At 64.6% G+C, this 14,868-nt stretch carries 10 protein-coding genes and 3 pseudogenes; 6 read left to right on the plus strand and 7 right to left on the minus strand.

The genetic code is table 11. The features are described from left to right. Nucleotides 1-195: 195 nt before the first annotated feature. Both ACLQI9_RS07015 and ACLQI9_RS07020 read left to right on the plus strand, forming a co-directional pair. Nucleotides 196-352: pseudogene (locus ACLQI9_RS07015) on the plus strand (PPE domain-containing protein); the annotation flags it as partial. Between the two features lie 141 nt (nt 353-493). After that, nucleotides 494-703, plus strand: a complete 210-nt coding sequence (locus tag ACLQI9_RS07020) for a hypothetical protein (protein ID WP_442383601.1) — start codon at nt 494-496, stop codon at nt 701-703. 133 nt (nt 704-836) lie between these two features. On the opposite strand, the gene ACLQI9_RS07025 is transcribed toward ACLQI9_RS07020, so the two are convergent. After that, nucleotides 837-1,184 carry a DUF732 domain-containing protein gene (locus tag ACLQI9_RS07025; protein ID WP_442383603.1) on the minus strand — a complete coding sequence of 116 codons (348 nt, stop codon included), beginning with the start codon at nt 1,182-1,184 and terminating at the stop codon, nt 837-839. 1,350 nt (nt 1,185-2,534) lie between these two features. On the opposite strand from ACLQI9_RS07025, the gene ACLQI9_RS07030 reads away from it, so the two are divergent. Continuing rightward, the gene (locus ACLQI9_RS07030; RefSeq protein ID WP_442383605.1) at nt 2,535-3,647 is read left to right on the plus strand and encodes a hypothetical protein; all 1,113 of its coding nucleotides are present in this window, start codon (nt 2,535-2,537) and stop codon (nt 3,645-3,647) included. Nucleotides 3,648-3,688: 41 nt separating this feature from the next. Here ACLQI9_RS07030 and ACLQI9_RS07035 read toward each other — a convergent pair. From ACLQI9_RS07035 to ACLQI9_RS07050, 4 genes and pseudogenes are all read right to left on the minus strand, one after another. Further along, nucleotides 3,689-3,805 (minus strand): annotated as a pseudogene (locus tag ACLQI9_RS07035) (helix-turn-helix domain-containing protein); the annotation flags it as partial. Between the two features lie 375 nt (nt 3,806-4,180). Further along, nucleotides 4,181-5,788 (minus strand): CoA transferase, encoded by a 1,608-nt coding sequence (locus ACLQI9_RS07040; RefSeq protein ID WP_442391382.1) that lies wholly within the window; start codon nt 5,786-5,788, stop codon nt 4,181-4,183. Between the two features lie 116 nt (nt 5,789-5,904). After that, nucleotides 5,905-6,957 (minus strand): alcohol dehydrogenase, encoded by a 1,053-nt coding sequence (locus ACLQI9_RS07045; RefSeq protein ID WP_442391384.1) that lies wholly within the window; start codon nt 6,955-6,957, stop codon nt 5,905-5,907. A 35-nt stretch (nt 6,958-6,992) separates the two neighbouring features. Beyond that, nucleotides 6,993-7,745 (minus strand): hypothetical protein, encoded by a 753-nt coding sequence (locus tag ACLQI9_RS07050; protein WP_442383611.1) that lies wholly within the window; start codon nt 7,743-7,745, stop codon nt 6,993-6,995. A gap of 133 nt (nt 7,746-7,878) precedes the next feature. Here ACLQI9_RS07050 and ACLQI9_RS07055 point away from each other — a divergent pair, with 133 nt between their 5' ends. After that, on the plus strand, nt 7,879-8,706 hold the full coding sequence (locus tag ACLQI9_RS07055; RefSeq protein ID WP_324443379.1) for a helix-turn-helix domain-containing protein: 828 nt from the start codon (nt 7,879-7,881) through the stop codon (nt 8,704-8,706). A 126-nt stretch (nt 8,707-8,832) separates the two neighbouring features. Here ACLQI9_RS07055 and ACLQI9_RS07060 read toward each other — a convergent pair whose 3' ends face one another. After that, nucleotides 8,833-9,432, minus strand: coding sequence for a recombinase family protein (locus ACLQI9_RS07060; RefSeq protein WP_442383613.1), 600 nt, complete (start codon nt 9,430-9,432; stop codon nt 8,833-8,835). Nucleotides 9,433-10,181: 749 nt separating this feature from the next. Between ACLQI9_RS07060 and ACLQI9_RS07065 the strand changes: the two are divergent. Next, nucleotides 10,182-11,429, plus strand: a pseudogene (locus tag ACLQI9_RS07065) (phage major capsid protein); the annotation flags it as partial. Nucleotides 11,430-11,596: 167 nt separating this feature from the next. Here the strand turns inward: ACLQI9_RS07065 and ACLQI9_RS07070 are convergent. Beyond that, the gene (locus tag ACLQI9_RS07070; protein ID WP_442391386.1) at nt 11,597-14,620 is read right to left on the minus strand and encodes an ATP-binding protein; all 3,024 of its coding nucleotides are present in this window, start codon (nt 14,618-14,620) and stop codon (nt 11,597-11,599) included. On the opposite strand from ACLQI9_RS07070, the gene ACLQI9_RS07075 reads away from it, so the two are divergent. Next, on the plus strand, nt 14,613-14,868 hold a 256-nt coding region (locus ACLQI9_RS07075; protein WP_442391388.1), incomplete at its 3' end, for a hypothetical protein. The genes ACLQI9_RS07070 and ACLQI9_RS07075 overlap by 8 nt on opposite strands.

The following is a 14,868-nucleotide window of genomic DNA, read 5'->3' on the forward strand; positions in this document are numbered from 1 at the left end:
ATTCAGCTTGGGAAGCTATTTCTAGCGCCGAACGGCTGTTTGAAAGTGCATGGTCGGGGCGCCGTCCGCGAACTCAGACGCCGTCTGCACCTGCGTTGTCGGTTCGTCCGGCACACGCTCACGGTTCGCTGCCGGTGCGGCTGTGGTTCGGTAGCGTTCGGGGTACGAACGGGGTACCCCAGCGCCAATCCGGCCGAGTCGATGGCGGCCGGGGCCGCGCCGTATGTGGCGTGGATGAGCGCCACCGCCACGCAGGCTGAGCAGCCGGGCGCTCAGGCCAAGGCCCGCCGCGTCGGCGTATGAGGCGGCGTTTGCGATGACGGTGCCACCGCCGGTGATCGCGGTCAACCGCGTCAGCTGGCAGCACTGGTGGCGTTTGGACGAATGCTGCTCGGGGCTCGGCGAACGCATCGGCGAGCCACACCAACCGTGTCGCATCCGCGAACGCTCGCGACCGCTACGGCGTTACGGGTGAACTGCGCAAAAAGCCCGCATGAGCGCGTACGCCCAATCCGACGACGAGGGCCGCTTGGTGGCCGGCCCCGAGAAGATGAACACCGCAGCGCCGATCCCGGCATTGACGTTGACGATTCATTCGGTTCAGCATTTCGAGCCGACCGCCGACAGCGACGGCACCATACCGCTATTGGTCTGTGCCGGTGAATCTGAGCGCACAGCGCACGAACATCGCCGCCACCGTTGAACCCGCCAAAAACGAACCGGGCGGCAATCTCCCTGCTCGCGGGGCGGCGAGGCCAGCGTCGAGAACGTGCTTAAGGCTGGCCGGCGGCCCTAGGAATGGTGGACGAGGTCCACCAGCGGCTCAAGGTGACCGCTCAGCAGTGAGGGGCCCAGCATCGCTGGTTGGGGCAGTAGGTCGAGTGCGCGATGTTCACCAGGGAGCCGACGTCGTTCACATGGATGTTGTCCGGGTCCAAGTTGGCGTGGATTTGGTTGGCAATCTGCTGTGGCGTCCAACCCCATCCGAGATCGTCGCAGATCAGGTAAGCCATCCCGATGAGCGCCTCCTCGTGGCCCTCCGGCCAGGTGAGGCCGGCGCCACGCAGTTGGTTGAGGTATCCGTCACTAACGGGATCGGCAGTCGCAATCGCAGCGCTAGTGACGAGGGCAGCGCCAGCCATAATGGGGATGGTCAGTCTGGCCAGCCAGCGAGGTGCGGGCATTTAATGCGCCTCCAGTCTTCTTGACGTTGATGATGCCCGTCAGTATGCGGCCGCAAAGCGTCACAGATATGAAAACCAGCGAAAGCTGAGGAAAAGCTTTGTTTTGAGCGTCTAGTTATCTCATCGGACCCATAAGCACTGACGACAGAACCATCAGCAAAGGCCTGCGGACGTGCCCCAAGGCACCGCGCTGTTGGCCGATTTTTAAGAGTTGGCGTTGTTCGTGCGGGACGGCATCCGCATCACGTGGCGACGCAAGGTGATCCGACCGGCGCCGAGGACGATTTGTTCGGGTCGAACGCTTTCGTGATTCGTTCTGGAATCCCAGTGGTTTCGGCATTCTGCAGCCGCAAGCGTTCGCCGTTATCGCGTTGGGGGGGTGTTAGCCAACGCCGCTCGCGCCCGGAATGTTGCACCCGGGCCCCACTTTCCGCGACGGCACGCGCACGGGATCGGGGGGTACGGGCCAGTGGCCGAACCGGCGTTGGCGTTGGTCGAATCTGGAGCCGATGACGGGAATCGAACCCGCGTATTCAGCTTGGGAAGTCGATTCTATGCTTCCAGGGTTGCCTCGGACTGTCCGCCGAGTCGGATGACTTGCGGATTGGCATCCAAGGAAGTCTGGGGTCGTCCGTCGTCATCGCCATCACTTGTGACAGCCTCGTGACACGCTCGGGTGCTCAATCCCGCTTGGCCGAGTCGATCAATGCACTGGGTGGGACTGACATACCTACTGCAACAAAAAGCCGGGAACGGCCATAGAGGCGGTTCCCGGGCTTAAGCTTGTCGCGCACTCGCGTAGGTACCACAATACGCGAGGATGGCTAGGTGAGCAATTCTCAGGCCGCTCGGTCAAGCGCGTCGTTAGACCAAGACCCTTATGCGCGGCACATCGTAGGGAGGCTGCGGGACTTCTTCGCCGACACGACGACTTGGCAACGCCGCTTATGGGACACCGGGACAGTGCTCGCGCTTCGCGAGCTTGCGGAAGCGGCAGACTGGTGCGAGAAGGGGGCGCTCTCTCCCGGCGCTGTCACTTGGCTAGCACGGGACATAGAGCGGCTCGCTGGCAGGGATCGAGGCGTCGGTCAAAAAGATCTCCGGATTCAGCTCACTCAGACCTTGCGCTCTGGTGTTCCATGCGGGAGTCGACACCACCGGCGCCTGCGCGAGTTGATCGACTTCGTAAACGAGGACTACCTCCTCCGCTGGGCACAAGCAATCGATAGCACGAACCCTCCATCACCTGAACGTTGCTCTCGGGCGGTCGCATCCCACCTCTTGGACTGCGGTTACAGCATGCGGTTCCTAAGGCGATGGACAGGTGAGCTTCTCAACTCGCATGGCTCGTTGGCTGATCTTTTCGATTCAGCTCAGCAACTGGCGGGAGGCGCTGACCGTCTGTATCACGTCGTAATCCCCTTTACTTCGCTTCCCAAGTACAGAGAACTCGCGATGACCCTTCCGAATTGGATGAATAGCAGGCAAATACGAGACTGGTTATCGCCTTACGCTGACTATCCCAGCGGCCTGCGGCTAAATGGCGGCTTTCGTTACGAGATAGAGGCGCGCGATGCGTTTGCAGCAGCCGAACTAGCTGCGGGAACTGTCGACCGTCTCAAAGCTAGAAGCAGTCATGGACGAGGCATCGGTAAGCGGGGTCCCGTTGCTGTCGGCGACATCTGGGTACTACAGGGACAGGAATTGGAGAAGGTAACCTTGGCGAACGAACCACGTGCCGCATTCGTTCTCTCGCTTGAGGCGGAGAGGAAAGTCTACGACGTTAGCAAGCCAACGCCTTTGGATGATGCGCTAGAACTCGCCGCGCCGTTAAATTATGGTCCGCCAGGTCCTGCCGTATCGGGCGGTTGGGCCGCGCTTGAGGCACTCCTCACCACCCCCGCCGATGTAGAAGACGGACGAGAAGGGCGCGGGGCAGTCGCAGCAGATAGAGCGGCCGTCCTCATCGCCGCCTCCTGGCCCCGCGGTGAGCTAACAACGTTGTCCTATCGGCACGTCCCGGCCGCCGCGGATCGGCTTAGCAAGGAGCTGGAAGAAACCACCGTGAACAGCGAGCGTGCTCGCGCAGTCGCCGGTGCGCTTCAGGCCGGCCGCAAACTTGCGTTGGCCAATCCATCCGACGAAGCGGCCCAGCACCGCATGCTCGGTCTGGTCGCTCAACCAAAGCAGACATTAAGTGATGTCAATCGCCATATGCTGACGGCGATACGACGGCTCTACAGACAGAGAAATTTATTACTGCATGGGGGTACGACAAATTCGATCGCATTACCCGCAGCGCTGCGGTGTGCTGCGCCGTTAGTGGGGGCTGCTCTAGATCGAATTACGCATGCCAGCCTGTTAGAAGGAATTGATCCCCTGCAGCTCGCCGCACGGGCGCGACTTAATCTCGACTTAGTTGGGGGCGACGACGGACGCCACTTGGTGGATTTGTTGGAGTAACGACTTCATGCCCTGCGTGTAGGCCACCATGGCCTGGCGGATTACTGCCTGTCTTCTGCAAGCACCCGGTACACCGTCGCTCTACTCACGCCTAGGGTGGCCGCGATCGTGCTCGCCGATTCGCCGCTACCGTGCATCCGCTGCGCCAGAGCGGCTTTCGCCGTATAAACCACTGACCTACTCGATGCGAACGAGTCAACATGGGCGTTTGTTGCGATTGATCGCGTTGGCTCCGTACAAAAGTCCGAGGTCAGACGGTTGGGAGCGTTGGCAAGCGAGGGCCGCTGATGAAACTACTGCGGACGCACCGCGGACGTCGATATGTAGCAGACGTCGGATGCACCAAGACCTCAACCAAATACGCCATCCGGTAATGCCGTTCGCGCCGCACGGGAGCGACACTCCTGCGCGCGGAGACGAGCACGGTGGAATGTACATCGGCACGATCAACGATTGTCAACTACCGCCAGACGGCATCGGGCCCGGACCCCACGCTGGGAGTGCGGGTTGGGTCCGGGCCAGGTGCTTCCGGTTTAGACGTGGACTGCTGCGTACTTTTTCAGCTGGGCTTCTAGTGCCTCCGGCTTGGAAACCAGGCCGACGACGCCACCCCCATCGCCGCGATCCTCGATGCCGAAGTTCGGCACCAAGTTGCGAATGCGGCCCTCCCGCGCCAACTTCGACGGATAGTGCGGCACCTGCGGTGGCGCGTCGCCGGCCGGGTTCGCCGTCCACCCGATGGTGTCGGGGTCAGTGCCCGGCCACGCGGGTGGGCGTAACGCCATCGACGGGGTATGGCTGAACGCCACCGGTGGAGCGAACCGCGTGAAGGTGCCCCACGGGCTGACCTGGTCCACGCCGTGGTCGATCAGGTCCTGCTCGGTGATCGGCGCGTAGGACTCGTCATCGACCGGCTCGACGAGGGTTTGACCGAAAGTGGAACAACGGGTGAGCGAGGTGTCGACGCGCCAGTAGCCGCCTTGTTCTTCGCGCTCGGCCAGCGCCGCCACCACCGCAATGGCCAACAGATAGCCGGTCAGGTGGTCATTCATCAGCGCGGGGGTCACGGTGGGAGCGTCTAGCCCCAGACCCTCGGAGTGCACGTGCGCGGTGCCGCTGACCGCCTGCGCAATCTGCTCAAATCCCCGGCGCCCGGCCCACGGCGTACCGAGGGAAGCGAACGACTCGGACCCGTAAACGAGATTGGGATTGATGTCGCGCAGCTCGGCCTCGCTGAGACCAAGACCGTCAAGCGCACCAGGCCGGTTGCTGCTAAGCAACACGTCCGCGCCGACCAGCAGGTCCACGAAGCGCTTCTTACCGTCGGGACTCTTGATGTCGGTCAGGATGGTTTTCTTTCCCCAGTTCACGCTCAGCCAGATCGGGGTCACCCAGTCGCCGCGGGGCGGATGAACCGCAATGACATCTGCGCCCTGTTCGGCCAGCGCGAAACCCGCGGTGGGACCGGCAACGACGTTGGTCAGGTCAATCACCCGCACCCCTTCCAGCGGGCGATACTTGGCGTTGCCCAGCGCGCGCCTTTTGGTGGTGCCATGTTGATCGATGTTGAACAACGGCAGCCTGGCCGTTGCTGCTCCCTGCGGGTGGGCCAGCCATTCCTGCGGCGTGCGCACCACGCCCAGCGCCAGATTGAGGCCACCCGCGACCTCATCCTCGAGCTGCTGCGCGGTGTACTTCTCGACCGCCGCTTGGATCGCCTGAGCGGTGTTCGCGCACTGCAGTTGGCCCAACAGCGCGTTGACCAAGTGCGGAAAAAGCCCAATCATCCAGACGTAGCGCCCGTCCTTCGTGCGATAGGCACCGTTGTCGGCGCCCATCGGCCACGTGTCCAGCATGACCGAGTAGCCGTTGAGCAGCTGGACCTGCAGTTCGTTGAGATGAAACCCGCACAGCCGACGGTTCAGGGTCATCGTCTGGGACGGCAACCCGCGTAGCTCGCCGAGATGTTCGACGACCGAGCCGAACGCGGCCATGACACCGGCGGCATAGTCGTGAAGCTTGATCGGGCTCGGCAGGTAAGACACCCCGGGCTCCACGGTGATCTTCGCAGGATCAATTGCAAACGGAAGCGCGGCCGCGACCGCGTCGTAGGCTTTCCTCTGGAACGGGTTGCTGATCATTTTGGTTCTCCTTCTTACGGATCTTTGGTGGTTTTCTTCGGTTGTGTCTCTTCGATGCCGCGGTTCTGTAATTCGTTGGCAGGAAGCGTGTTTTCAGGTGTGGCGATTGCAGAAGCTCAGCGTCCGCCAGCCCGCTCGGTGCCCATTTGGCTACTGGTCTGCATATCGAGGACCACACGAAATCTGGCCTGGCCGGACATCATTCGCTCATAGGCCGCAGGTGCCTCTTCGAAGGGCAGCACCTCGGTCATGGGTGCGACTCCGTGTGTGGCGCTGAACTGCAGGCTCGCCTCGTTTTCACTCGCCGAGCCGGTGAGGCTGCCGACGATCGAGCGGCTATCAAAGACGAGATCGGAGGCGTTGACCTCGATCGGGTCGTCGCCCACGCCGACGACCACCAGCTGACCGCGTGGTGCCAGCCCGGCCAGCAGCGGCGACATGGATGCGCCGCTGGCCGCGGTGGCCACGATCGCGACCGCTCCGCCGAGTTCCTGTAACGCCTGGGCGGGATCGACTGCGGCACTGTCGATGTAGTGGTGCGCGCCGAGTTTCTCTGCCAGCACAGCCTTGTCGGTGCCCCGAGCGATGGCCGCGACGCGGTAACCCAACTTGTTGGCGTATTGCACGCCCAGATGACCCAGGCCACCGATGCCCTGGATCGCCACCAGCGCGTCGGGTTCCGCGTTCAACTTCTGGACTGCATTGTAGGTGGTGATGCCGGCGCACAGCAGCGGAGAGGCATCCACCGACGCCAGGGCGTCGGGAATACGGACCAGCCCGGTCGCGCGGGCATAGACCACCTCGGCGTATCCGCCATCCGCGGTGGTGCCCGGCCGAGGTTGGTTTTCGCAGTTGACGAAGTCCCCGCGACGGCACCAGACACACACGCCGCAGTGGCCGCCCAAAAAACCAAGGCCAACGCGGTCACCGACGCTCCATCCGGTTACGCCTTCTCCGAGCGCGTCGATGACGCCGACGACCTCATGCCCGGGTACCACCGGCCGGCGCGGGTCGGGGCGCAAGCCCTCAACGGCGAGCACATCGCTGTGGCACACGCCGCAACTGTGCACCCGAAACCGCACATGACCAGGCCGCGGCCCGAGCAGCTCGCGCTGCACCAATTCAAACTGCCGCTGCCCGGTGACCTGAAAAGCGCGATACGTCGACATGCCAAGCCTCCCTTTGGTTTGTGAGGGTGTGCGCCCTAGGACAGGGCGATGTCCTCGAGGTCGATGGAGATGATCACCGGCTCGGCCACCTTGCGGCCGTTCTCATCGGTGGGGTACACGCGGCGATGCGTCGCGAAGACGAACCCGTCGAAAACCTGGTGGCCCCAGCCGTAGTGCGCCGAGTCGGTCTCGGCCGGGCCGAGCACGTCCGGGCGGTAGTCGTGGCGTCGGATCAGGCCCTGCGCGTCGATGTAGTAGGTCTGCACGCGGTTGTGGGTGGCGATGCGCTCGGGGAAGGTCACCTGCAGGCGGCGCCAGGTCTCGCCATCCTCTTCCCATGGCTCGAGCTCGACGGTGCAGAAGCCCGGCTCGGCGAAGGTGAACGGCTCGGTGAGGTAGGTCCACATCGCGTAGCCCGCGAAATACGCCGCGTGCAGCCGGTCCCACGGGGTCTGTAGGGTGTGCCCGCTGAAGGAGGCGCGCGGGTTTGTGCGCTCCTCGACCAGCCGGCCGTCCACGGTCTCGATGGCGACGCGCTCGGGCGTGTAGGTGGCGCGCAGGTCGGGGGCCGCGAACGGCGCCAGGGTCGCGGACTGCAGGTTCGGGGTTAGCGTGAGCGTGTAGTGATCGAGGATGCCGGGCTGGCCCTTGAGGCCCCACAGCACACCGCCCGCGGAGACCTTCGCGGTCAGCCGGTCGAGCGAGCGCCAGCGGTCGAGGTCGCCGTACGCGGTAATAACGGTGTCGAGCAGGTCAGACTTGGGCGTGTCTGATGCTGTGCTGGTCATGATGATGGTTCTCCTTTGTGTGTAAATGGACCGCAGAACGTGCTCTCCTGTTGTCGATCGTGTCGAGCCGCAGCCAGGGCTGGGTAAACCCGTTGGGGCTGGTAGCGGCAGGGCGACGTTTAGGCTTAGTCGCGTGGGCAAGGCCAATCACCTGGGCGATTACCTGCGGGCACGGCGCGCGCGGGTGACACCCGCCGAGGTGGGACTGGTGCCGGGGCCGCGACGGCGGCTCGCGGGGTTGCGCCGCGACGAATTGGCCATGTTGGCCGGCATCAGCAGCGAGTATCTGCAGCGCCTGGAGCAGGGCCGCGACCGACACCCCTCCGCGGAAGTCCTCGATGCGATTGCCCGGGCACTGTGCATGGACGCCAAAGCGACCGCCCACCTGCATCAGCTCGCTCGGCCGGCCTCCCGGCCACACAGCGTGGCGCACGAGCATGTGTCGGCGGCGATCGCCGAACTGATCGACCAGTTTCCTATGCCCGCGGTCGTCGTGAGCTGGTATCAGGACGTGCTGGCCGCAAACCCGCTCGCCCGCGCGTTGTGTCCGGGATTTGAAGTGGGACAGAATCTCTCGCGTTGGCGGTTCCTCGATCCTGCGGCCGAGCAGGTGTATCCCGACTGGGACGAAGCGACCGCCCTGGCCGTTCGGGGTCTGCGGCAAGGCTCCGCCGATTATCCCGACGATCCTCGACTGCGCGCACTCATCAGCGAACTGTCCAGTGCCAGCAAGCGATTCAAGCAGCTCTGGGAACAGGCCGACGTGGGATACCCCAAGGGGATCAGCCACATGCGCCATCCAGATGTCGGCGATCTATACCTCACCCGCACGCAGCTCGACCTCACCCAGTCTCCCGGCCAATACATCATCACCTTGCACGCACCGCCCAACAGCACATCGGCACACGCACTCGAGAAGTTGCGTGCGTCGCTGCCAAAAGATTCACTGCCTGACCGCTGAGAAACAAGCTCTGACAGGCCAAGCATTCCGCCAACGTTGGCGTCACCTTCAAACAGCCTTGAGTCGGCTCCAGCAGCGGCAGCGGCAACGCCCCCTATTGCTAACGCTCTCGTGCGTGCATGGAGGTCAGCCGGGCTGTTCTGCCAATACACGGTAAACAGTGGCACGGCTGACCCCAAGCGTTGCCGCAATCGTGCTCGCCGATTCACCGCTGGCGTGCATCCGCTGCGCCAGGGCAGCTTTCGACTCGTCTAATGACTTGGGCCGACCAATGGATTGCCCGCGTGCCCGTCGTGCCTCACGGGCGGCGGTGCGACGTTCCCGACCGAGTTCCAACTCAAGCTCGGCCAGACTGGCCAGCACCCCGGCCACCATCCGGCCCGTCGCGTTCGACGTGTCGATCCCCTCGCGCAGCGACCGCAGCACGATCCCCCGCTCACCAAGCTCGCGGATGGTCGTCATCACCTCAGCAGCGTCGCGGCCCAGCCGGTCAATGCCAACCACGACGATGGCGTCGCCCTCGCGTGCATAGTCCAGGAGTGCGGCGAGGCCGGGACGCTGCTCCCGCGTAGACATGCCCGACAGCTTGTCGCTATAGACGCGGGCCGTCTCAACGCCCGCACCCGTGAGTGCATCGACTTGCTGGTCGAGAGACTGGTGTCCGGTGCTGACTCGGGCGTATCCGAGTTGGGTGCCGGTCGCGCCGGGAGCGGTGTCGATAGCCATATGGAGATTGTCTCAAAAGTCTCAGAACATGTCAATATGAGACAGCTGTTTTGAGTCAACTTCTGAGACACCACCAACTGGCGTTTTCTGTAACACAACCCATCCCACCGAAGTGGTCTCAATTCTTTAGTTGTGAGACGGACCCGTTAGCCGCTCTGTGGCAGAAAGTATCCACGTCGCGCCGTTGCAGAAGTTGCCTGGCGTCGTCTAGTGATGTTCCTGCGGGCGGAACGGCGGGTCTAGGGCCGTCTGCCCTGGTCAGCGGGTTAACCCGCCTATACGTCGTAGTAGAGCGCGTACTACGTGCAGGACGATTGTATCGGTTAGCTGTGTTGGTAGCGCCAGGAACCAGCAGGTCAGGGCGTTGGCTCTATTGATTGCCGGAAGCCGCCCCTAGTCATGCTGCGTACTGGCTGCGTACTGGCTGCACGTTCACGCTTAATGACGGGAAGCAACGCGATCGGCTCCGCGACCTACTCGATGCGAACGAGTCAACGTGGGCGTTTGGGACGGTAGAGAGCGTTGGCTGCGACGGAAAATCCCATGTCACAGCGTTGGAAAAGTTGGGTGGGGAAGACGGTCGTCGAAACTGCTGCGGACTGACTGCGGACCAGGTTCGTGGATCCCGTGATCTGTTGTCTGGGTCGTCCTGTGATGTTCAAGGTGGAACGGGGTTCGTTGTGACATTCTGAAGAGGTGCCCGCTCCTTCGGGTGTCGTGACGTTCCTGTTCACAACGACGCCCGAGACGCCAAATTCCGCGCTATGCAGACCGACCTCGCGGACCTGGAGTACCGCATCGACAGTCAGCGCGCCGAGGCCGCCCGCATGGGCCGCGTCCCCACCAACCTGGCCCGCGCTGCCCAGACACAGACAAGGAAGAACACCGTGTCCACTCACGTGACCTTTGAGCCGCTGACCTACCGGCGCGGCGACAACAAGCACTCGTACGTGCGCGACCTGATCCGGCTGCAACTCAACCGCGACGACGACGGCAGCTCACGCGACCGGCTGATGCGCCACGCGCACGAGGTCGCCACCAGCGACGAGTACACTGAGTTCAGGGATCTGGACCGGGTCGACGGCTCCGGCGGCTACGCCGTCCCACCCGCCTGGCTCATGATGCAGTACATCGAGGTGGCAAGGCCCGGAAGGGCTTTCGCGAATGTCTGCCAGCGCCAGCCGTTGCCCGGTGACACCGATTCGATTAACATCCCGAAGCTGCTGACCGGTACGGCCACGGCGATCCAGACCGCCGACAACACGCCGGTCACGCAAGTCGACCTGACCGACACGTTCGTCAACGCGCCCGTGAGAACCATTGCGGGACAGGAAGGTTTGGCTATCCAGCTGATCGACCAGTCGCCGATCGCGTTCGATGATGTGGTGTTTCGGGATTTGGTGACGTCCCACGCCGCGACCACCGACCATCAGGTTATCCAGGGCTCGGGTACCAACGGCGAAGTTCTGGGAACGATTAATACACCGAACATTTCGACCATCGCCGCCACATCGGTTGATATCAAGGGTGTGTATTCGGCGCTTGCCAACGCGGTGCAAACTATCCACACGACGCGGTTTTTGCCGCCTGACGTGATCGTGATGCACCCGAGACGCTGGGGCTGGTTCCTGTCCCTGCTCGATCAGCAGCAGCGCCCGCTGTTCCTGCCGGTTGACAACGCCCCGATGAACGCCGCCGGTATCCTCACCGACGTCGACTCCCAGCAGGTGGTCGGGCGCATGCACGGCCTGCCAATCGTGACCGATCCCAACCTGCCCGTGAATTTGGGCACCGGTAACAACGAGGACCCCATTTTCGTGATGAGGGCGTCGGATTTGGTGCTCTTCGAATCGGGTATCCGCGCCAGGGTCATGCCGGAAACGAAGGCCCAGACGCTTACAGTCATTTTGCAGGTGTATTCGTACATCAGCTACACCGCTGCCCGTTTCCCGCAGAGCGTCTGCCAAATCTCGGGCCTCGCAGCACCGGCGTTCTGAGGAGCTTGCTGCCGCACGGTAACGAGAAATCAGGTAGAGCCGCTGTAAGGTGCGGCGGCGAGTCGGTCCACCGGACCCGGTAGCTCGGGCACCGCGCTCTCGTTGTAAGACTTGGCGTTTGGCGGAAGCTCAGTTCCGCACGGCCCATACACCAAGCCCAGCCCCCGTCATGGCATCGCCTCGGCCCACGCGATATGCCCCTCGAAGCCCAGCTCGGTGGCCATGGCGCGGTAGCGCTCCCGATCGTCTCGGTAGGCGGCCTCATCGCCGTGCGCCCGCGCTAGCAGTGCCCGCAGCCGCAACAGCCAGATGTCGCGTATCACCAGACCCTCATCGGCTGGCGCGGCCGCTAACCGCTCGATTGCGGCCTCGGCTTCGGCCACGTCACCCTCGGCCCCGCGGTCCAGCAGTGTCTCCACCAGAACACACGTCGCCGGAACGCCCCCCGCATGCAGCTGTCCCTCCTGGAACAGATGGTCGACGGCGGCGCGCATGAGCGGAATCGCCTCATCGCGATCTCCACGCCGAGCCCGCTCCCGCGCCAAGTACACCTCGACGATCGGTAACTCCACCAGGTTGTGCCCCCGGCGCACCATCACTTCGCTGACCTCGGCCAGCAGCTGCTGTCCGCGGTCACACTCCGCGGCCGTTGGGCGGTGCACCAGCGCAAAACCCAGCGTCAGCCGGGCGTTCGACAACGCCATGTCATCACCGGATCGTTCGGCCATCCGTAGGGCATCCTCGCTCTCGCGCACCGCGGAATCGTCGGGCCTCAGCACGCCAAACGGTATCCCCGCGCCGTAGACGTAGGTCACGGCCATGGCGTAGGACACGGCGTCGGCGCTGCGGGCCATGGCCAGGCCGTGCCGCAGGTCGTCGCGCCATCCGGGACGACCGAGAAAATACCGGGCCACACCCCGCGTCGTAAAGGCGACCGCCAACGGCGACCCGAACATGAAGTTGCCTTTAGACGGATCACCGTCGGCCAGGTCGATAACCTGCTGTGACCAGCGCACCACGTCAGACCACTCCCCGCTTTCAATCTTGGCGTAGATGGGCGAGGCGGACAGCCCCACCGTGAGGGTCGGATCGCCGACGGACTCGACGAGGGCCATCGCCTCGGATGCCAGCCGCGACGCCTCGCCCGCCCGGTCCTGCCACGCGCGAGCTGCCACCAGGCTCACCATCCCGATCGCCAGTGACGCCTTGTCCCCGGCGGCGGCGCACAACTGCCGCAATTCCTCGAAGCGGGCGTCGGACACCTGCTCATGGACGCGCCAGGCGGTCGCGCACAACATGGTGCGCGGGGCGATGCACATGGCCGCTCGGTTCGGGTCATCGGCGGGTAGGGCGTCGGCGATCTTCTGGGCACGCCCCCAACTCAGTCGCGCCGCGGCGATGTCGCGGTAGGTGGCCCACGTAGCGGCGCGCATGTGCCAGCCGTAGGCGGCGTGCAGATCGCCCGCGGCTTCCAGGTGTTCGGCAATCAAGGCCGCGTTCTGCTCGGCCGCTGCCGGGTCACGTGATTCGATGGCGGCCGCGACGCGCCGGTGCAGCTCGGCGCGATCCGATTTGAGCTGTGATTCGTAGGCCACCGCGCGGATCAGCGGGTGGCGGAAGGCGTACTCGGCGGTTGGGGTGAACCGCACCTGATCGATCAGCTCCGCGCCCAGCGGCTCGTCGACCACCGCATCGATCCCCAGCGCAGCCAGCAGCTGCGCCCCGAAGCGGGCTCCGATCACCGACGCCGCGTTCAACGTCCGCTTGGCCGGGGTGTTCAGCCGGTCGATGCGCGCCTCGATGGCCGCCTGCACCGTGGCCGGCACGCTCACCTCGGCGACATCGACCCGGCGCACGTAGCCACCACGCTCACCGGCCAACACCCCGCGCTGGGCCAACTCGCGCACCATCTCCTCGGCGAAAAACGGATTCCCGGCGGCCCGCTCGGCCAGGGCCGCCGCCAGCTCGCCGACCGAGGGATCCGACCCCAGCAGCTCACCCATCAGCGCCGCGGTGTCCGCATCACCCAGCGGGGCAAGCGCGATCGTCTGCGAGCCGGGCACCCGCGTCAACGCCCCCTGGTACTCGGGGCGGGCGGTGATCAGCACCATCGACGGGGTTTGCGGAATGACGGACAGGAAATCGGCCAGCATCGACTCGCTGACCGCATCGATCCACTGGGCATCCTCGATGATGAACAGCGCCGGTGCGCTGCGCGCCACCGACGCGGCGTTGATCAGTGCGGTCAACCGGCGCCGCCGCGCATCCGGGTCGATCTGGGGCAGCGCCACCTCCGGGTCGGCGATGCCGAGCAAATCCTCCAGCAGCAGCAGATCCTGCGGGTCGGCATCCGGGACTTGTTCCCGCACCCGGGCGCGGGCGGCTTGGCCGTCGAGATCGGCCACGCGGGTGCCCACCCGCAGCAGCTGGGCCACCACACCGAAGGAAATGTCACCGGCGTGGGATTCGCAGAAGGCCCAAAACACCTCGACCCCGCGACCGGCCGCCAAGGCCGCCGTCTCCCGCGCCGTGCGGCTCTTGCCGATGCCCGGCGGTCCCACCACACCCACCACAGCACCGCGGCCACCGATCGTGCGGTCCACAAAGGCGTCGAGGGCCGCCATCTCCCATTGCCGTCCGACCAGGCTCGCCTCGGCGCGCCCGACCAGCCCATCCCGTGGGCTGATCGCCACCAGCCGACGCGCGCGCACCGGCTCGTCGGCCCCCTTGATGCGTACCCACTCCGGTTCACCCAGTGTCACGATGTGCTCGACCAGCCGCGCGGTCGACTCCGACAGCATCACCCCACCCGGCGGTGCCACCGATTCCATCCGCTGCGCAAACCCGACCGGCTCGCCGGTCGCGGCGTACCCCAAGGCCCCCGAACCGATCTCACCGGCGATCACCCGGCCCGAATTCAGGCCCACCCGCAACCGCAGCACCACACCATCGCGGCGTTGCACCTCCGCGGCCAACCGGTTCGCCTCCTGCTGGATGGCCAGCGCGGCCAGGCACGCCCGAAAAGCGTGATCCTCCAACGCTATCGGGGCGCCGAAGATCGCCATCACGCCGTCGCCGGTGTACTCCACGGTCCCGCCGCCGTAGCGCTGCACCACCTTGGTGCAGCAGTCGACCAGCTCGGTCATGATCTCGCGCAACCGCTCCAAATCCACCGCGGCCGCGATGCCCATCGACCCCACCACATCGGCAAACAACACCGTCACCTGCTTGTACTCGGCCGGCGTCGTCGCAGTCGCAACCGCCACACCGCACTCGTTACAGAACTTCGAGTTCGGCGGCAGCGCGGTACCGCACGACCCGCACACCAGGGCTGCCGCCGTCATCTCACGCGGCCAGCCCACTGTCGTTCACGTCACTATCGTGTCACCGCTGGCCGGCCAGCATGCGCGATATCGCGGCCGCGATCCGGCCAACGGGT

The organism is Mycobacterium sp., assembly GCF_052143115.1.
Lineage (GTDB): Bacteria > Actinomycetota > Actinomycetes > Mycobacteriales > Mycobacteriaceae > Mycobacterium.

What these genes read in the sequence shown, in the direction of transcription:
- ACLQI9_RS07020 (WP_442383601.1), top strand. Translation starts at nt 494, where the DNA reads ATGAGCGCGTACGCCCAATCCGACGACGAGGGCCGCTTGGTGGCCGGC.
- ACLQI9_RS07025 (WP_442383603.1), bottom strand. Translation starts at nt 1,184, where the DNA reads ATGCCCGCACCTCGCTGGCTGGCCAGACTGACCATCCCCATTATGGCT.
- ACLQI9_RS07040 (WP_442391382.1), bottom strand. Translation starts at nt 5,788, where the DNA reads ATGATCAGCAACCCGTTCCAGAGGAAAGCCTACGACGCGGTCGCGGCC.
- ACLQI9_RS07045 (WP_442391384.1), bottom strand. Translation starts at nt 6,957, where the DNA reads ATGTCGACGTATCGCGCTTTTCAGGTCACCGGGCAGCGGCAGTTTGAA.
- ACLQI9_RS07050 (WP_442383611.1), bottom strand. Translation starts at nt 7,745, where the DNA reads ATGACCAGCACAGCATCAGACACGCCCAAGTCTGACCTGCTCGACACC.
- ACLQI9_RS07060 (WP_442383613.1), bottom strand. Translation starts at nt 9,432, where the DNA reads ATGGCTATCGACACCGCTCCCGGCGCGACCGGCACCCAACTCGGATAC.
- ACLQI9_RS07070 (WP_442391386.1), bottom strand. Translation starts at nt 14,620, where the DNA reads ATGGGCATCGCGGCCGCGGTGGATTTGGAGCGGTTGCGCGAGATCATG.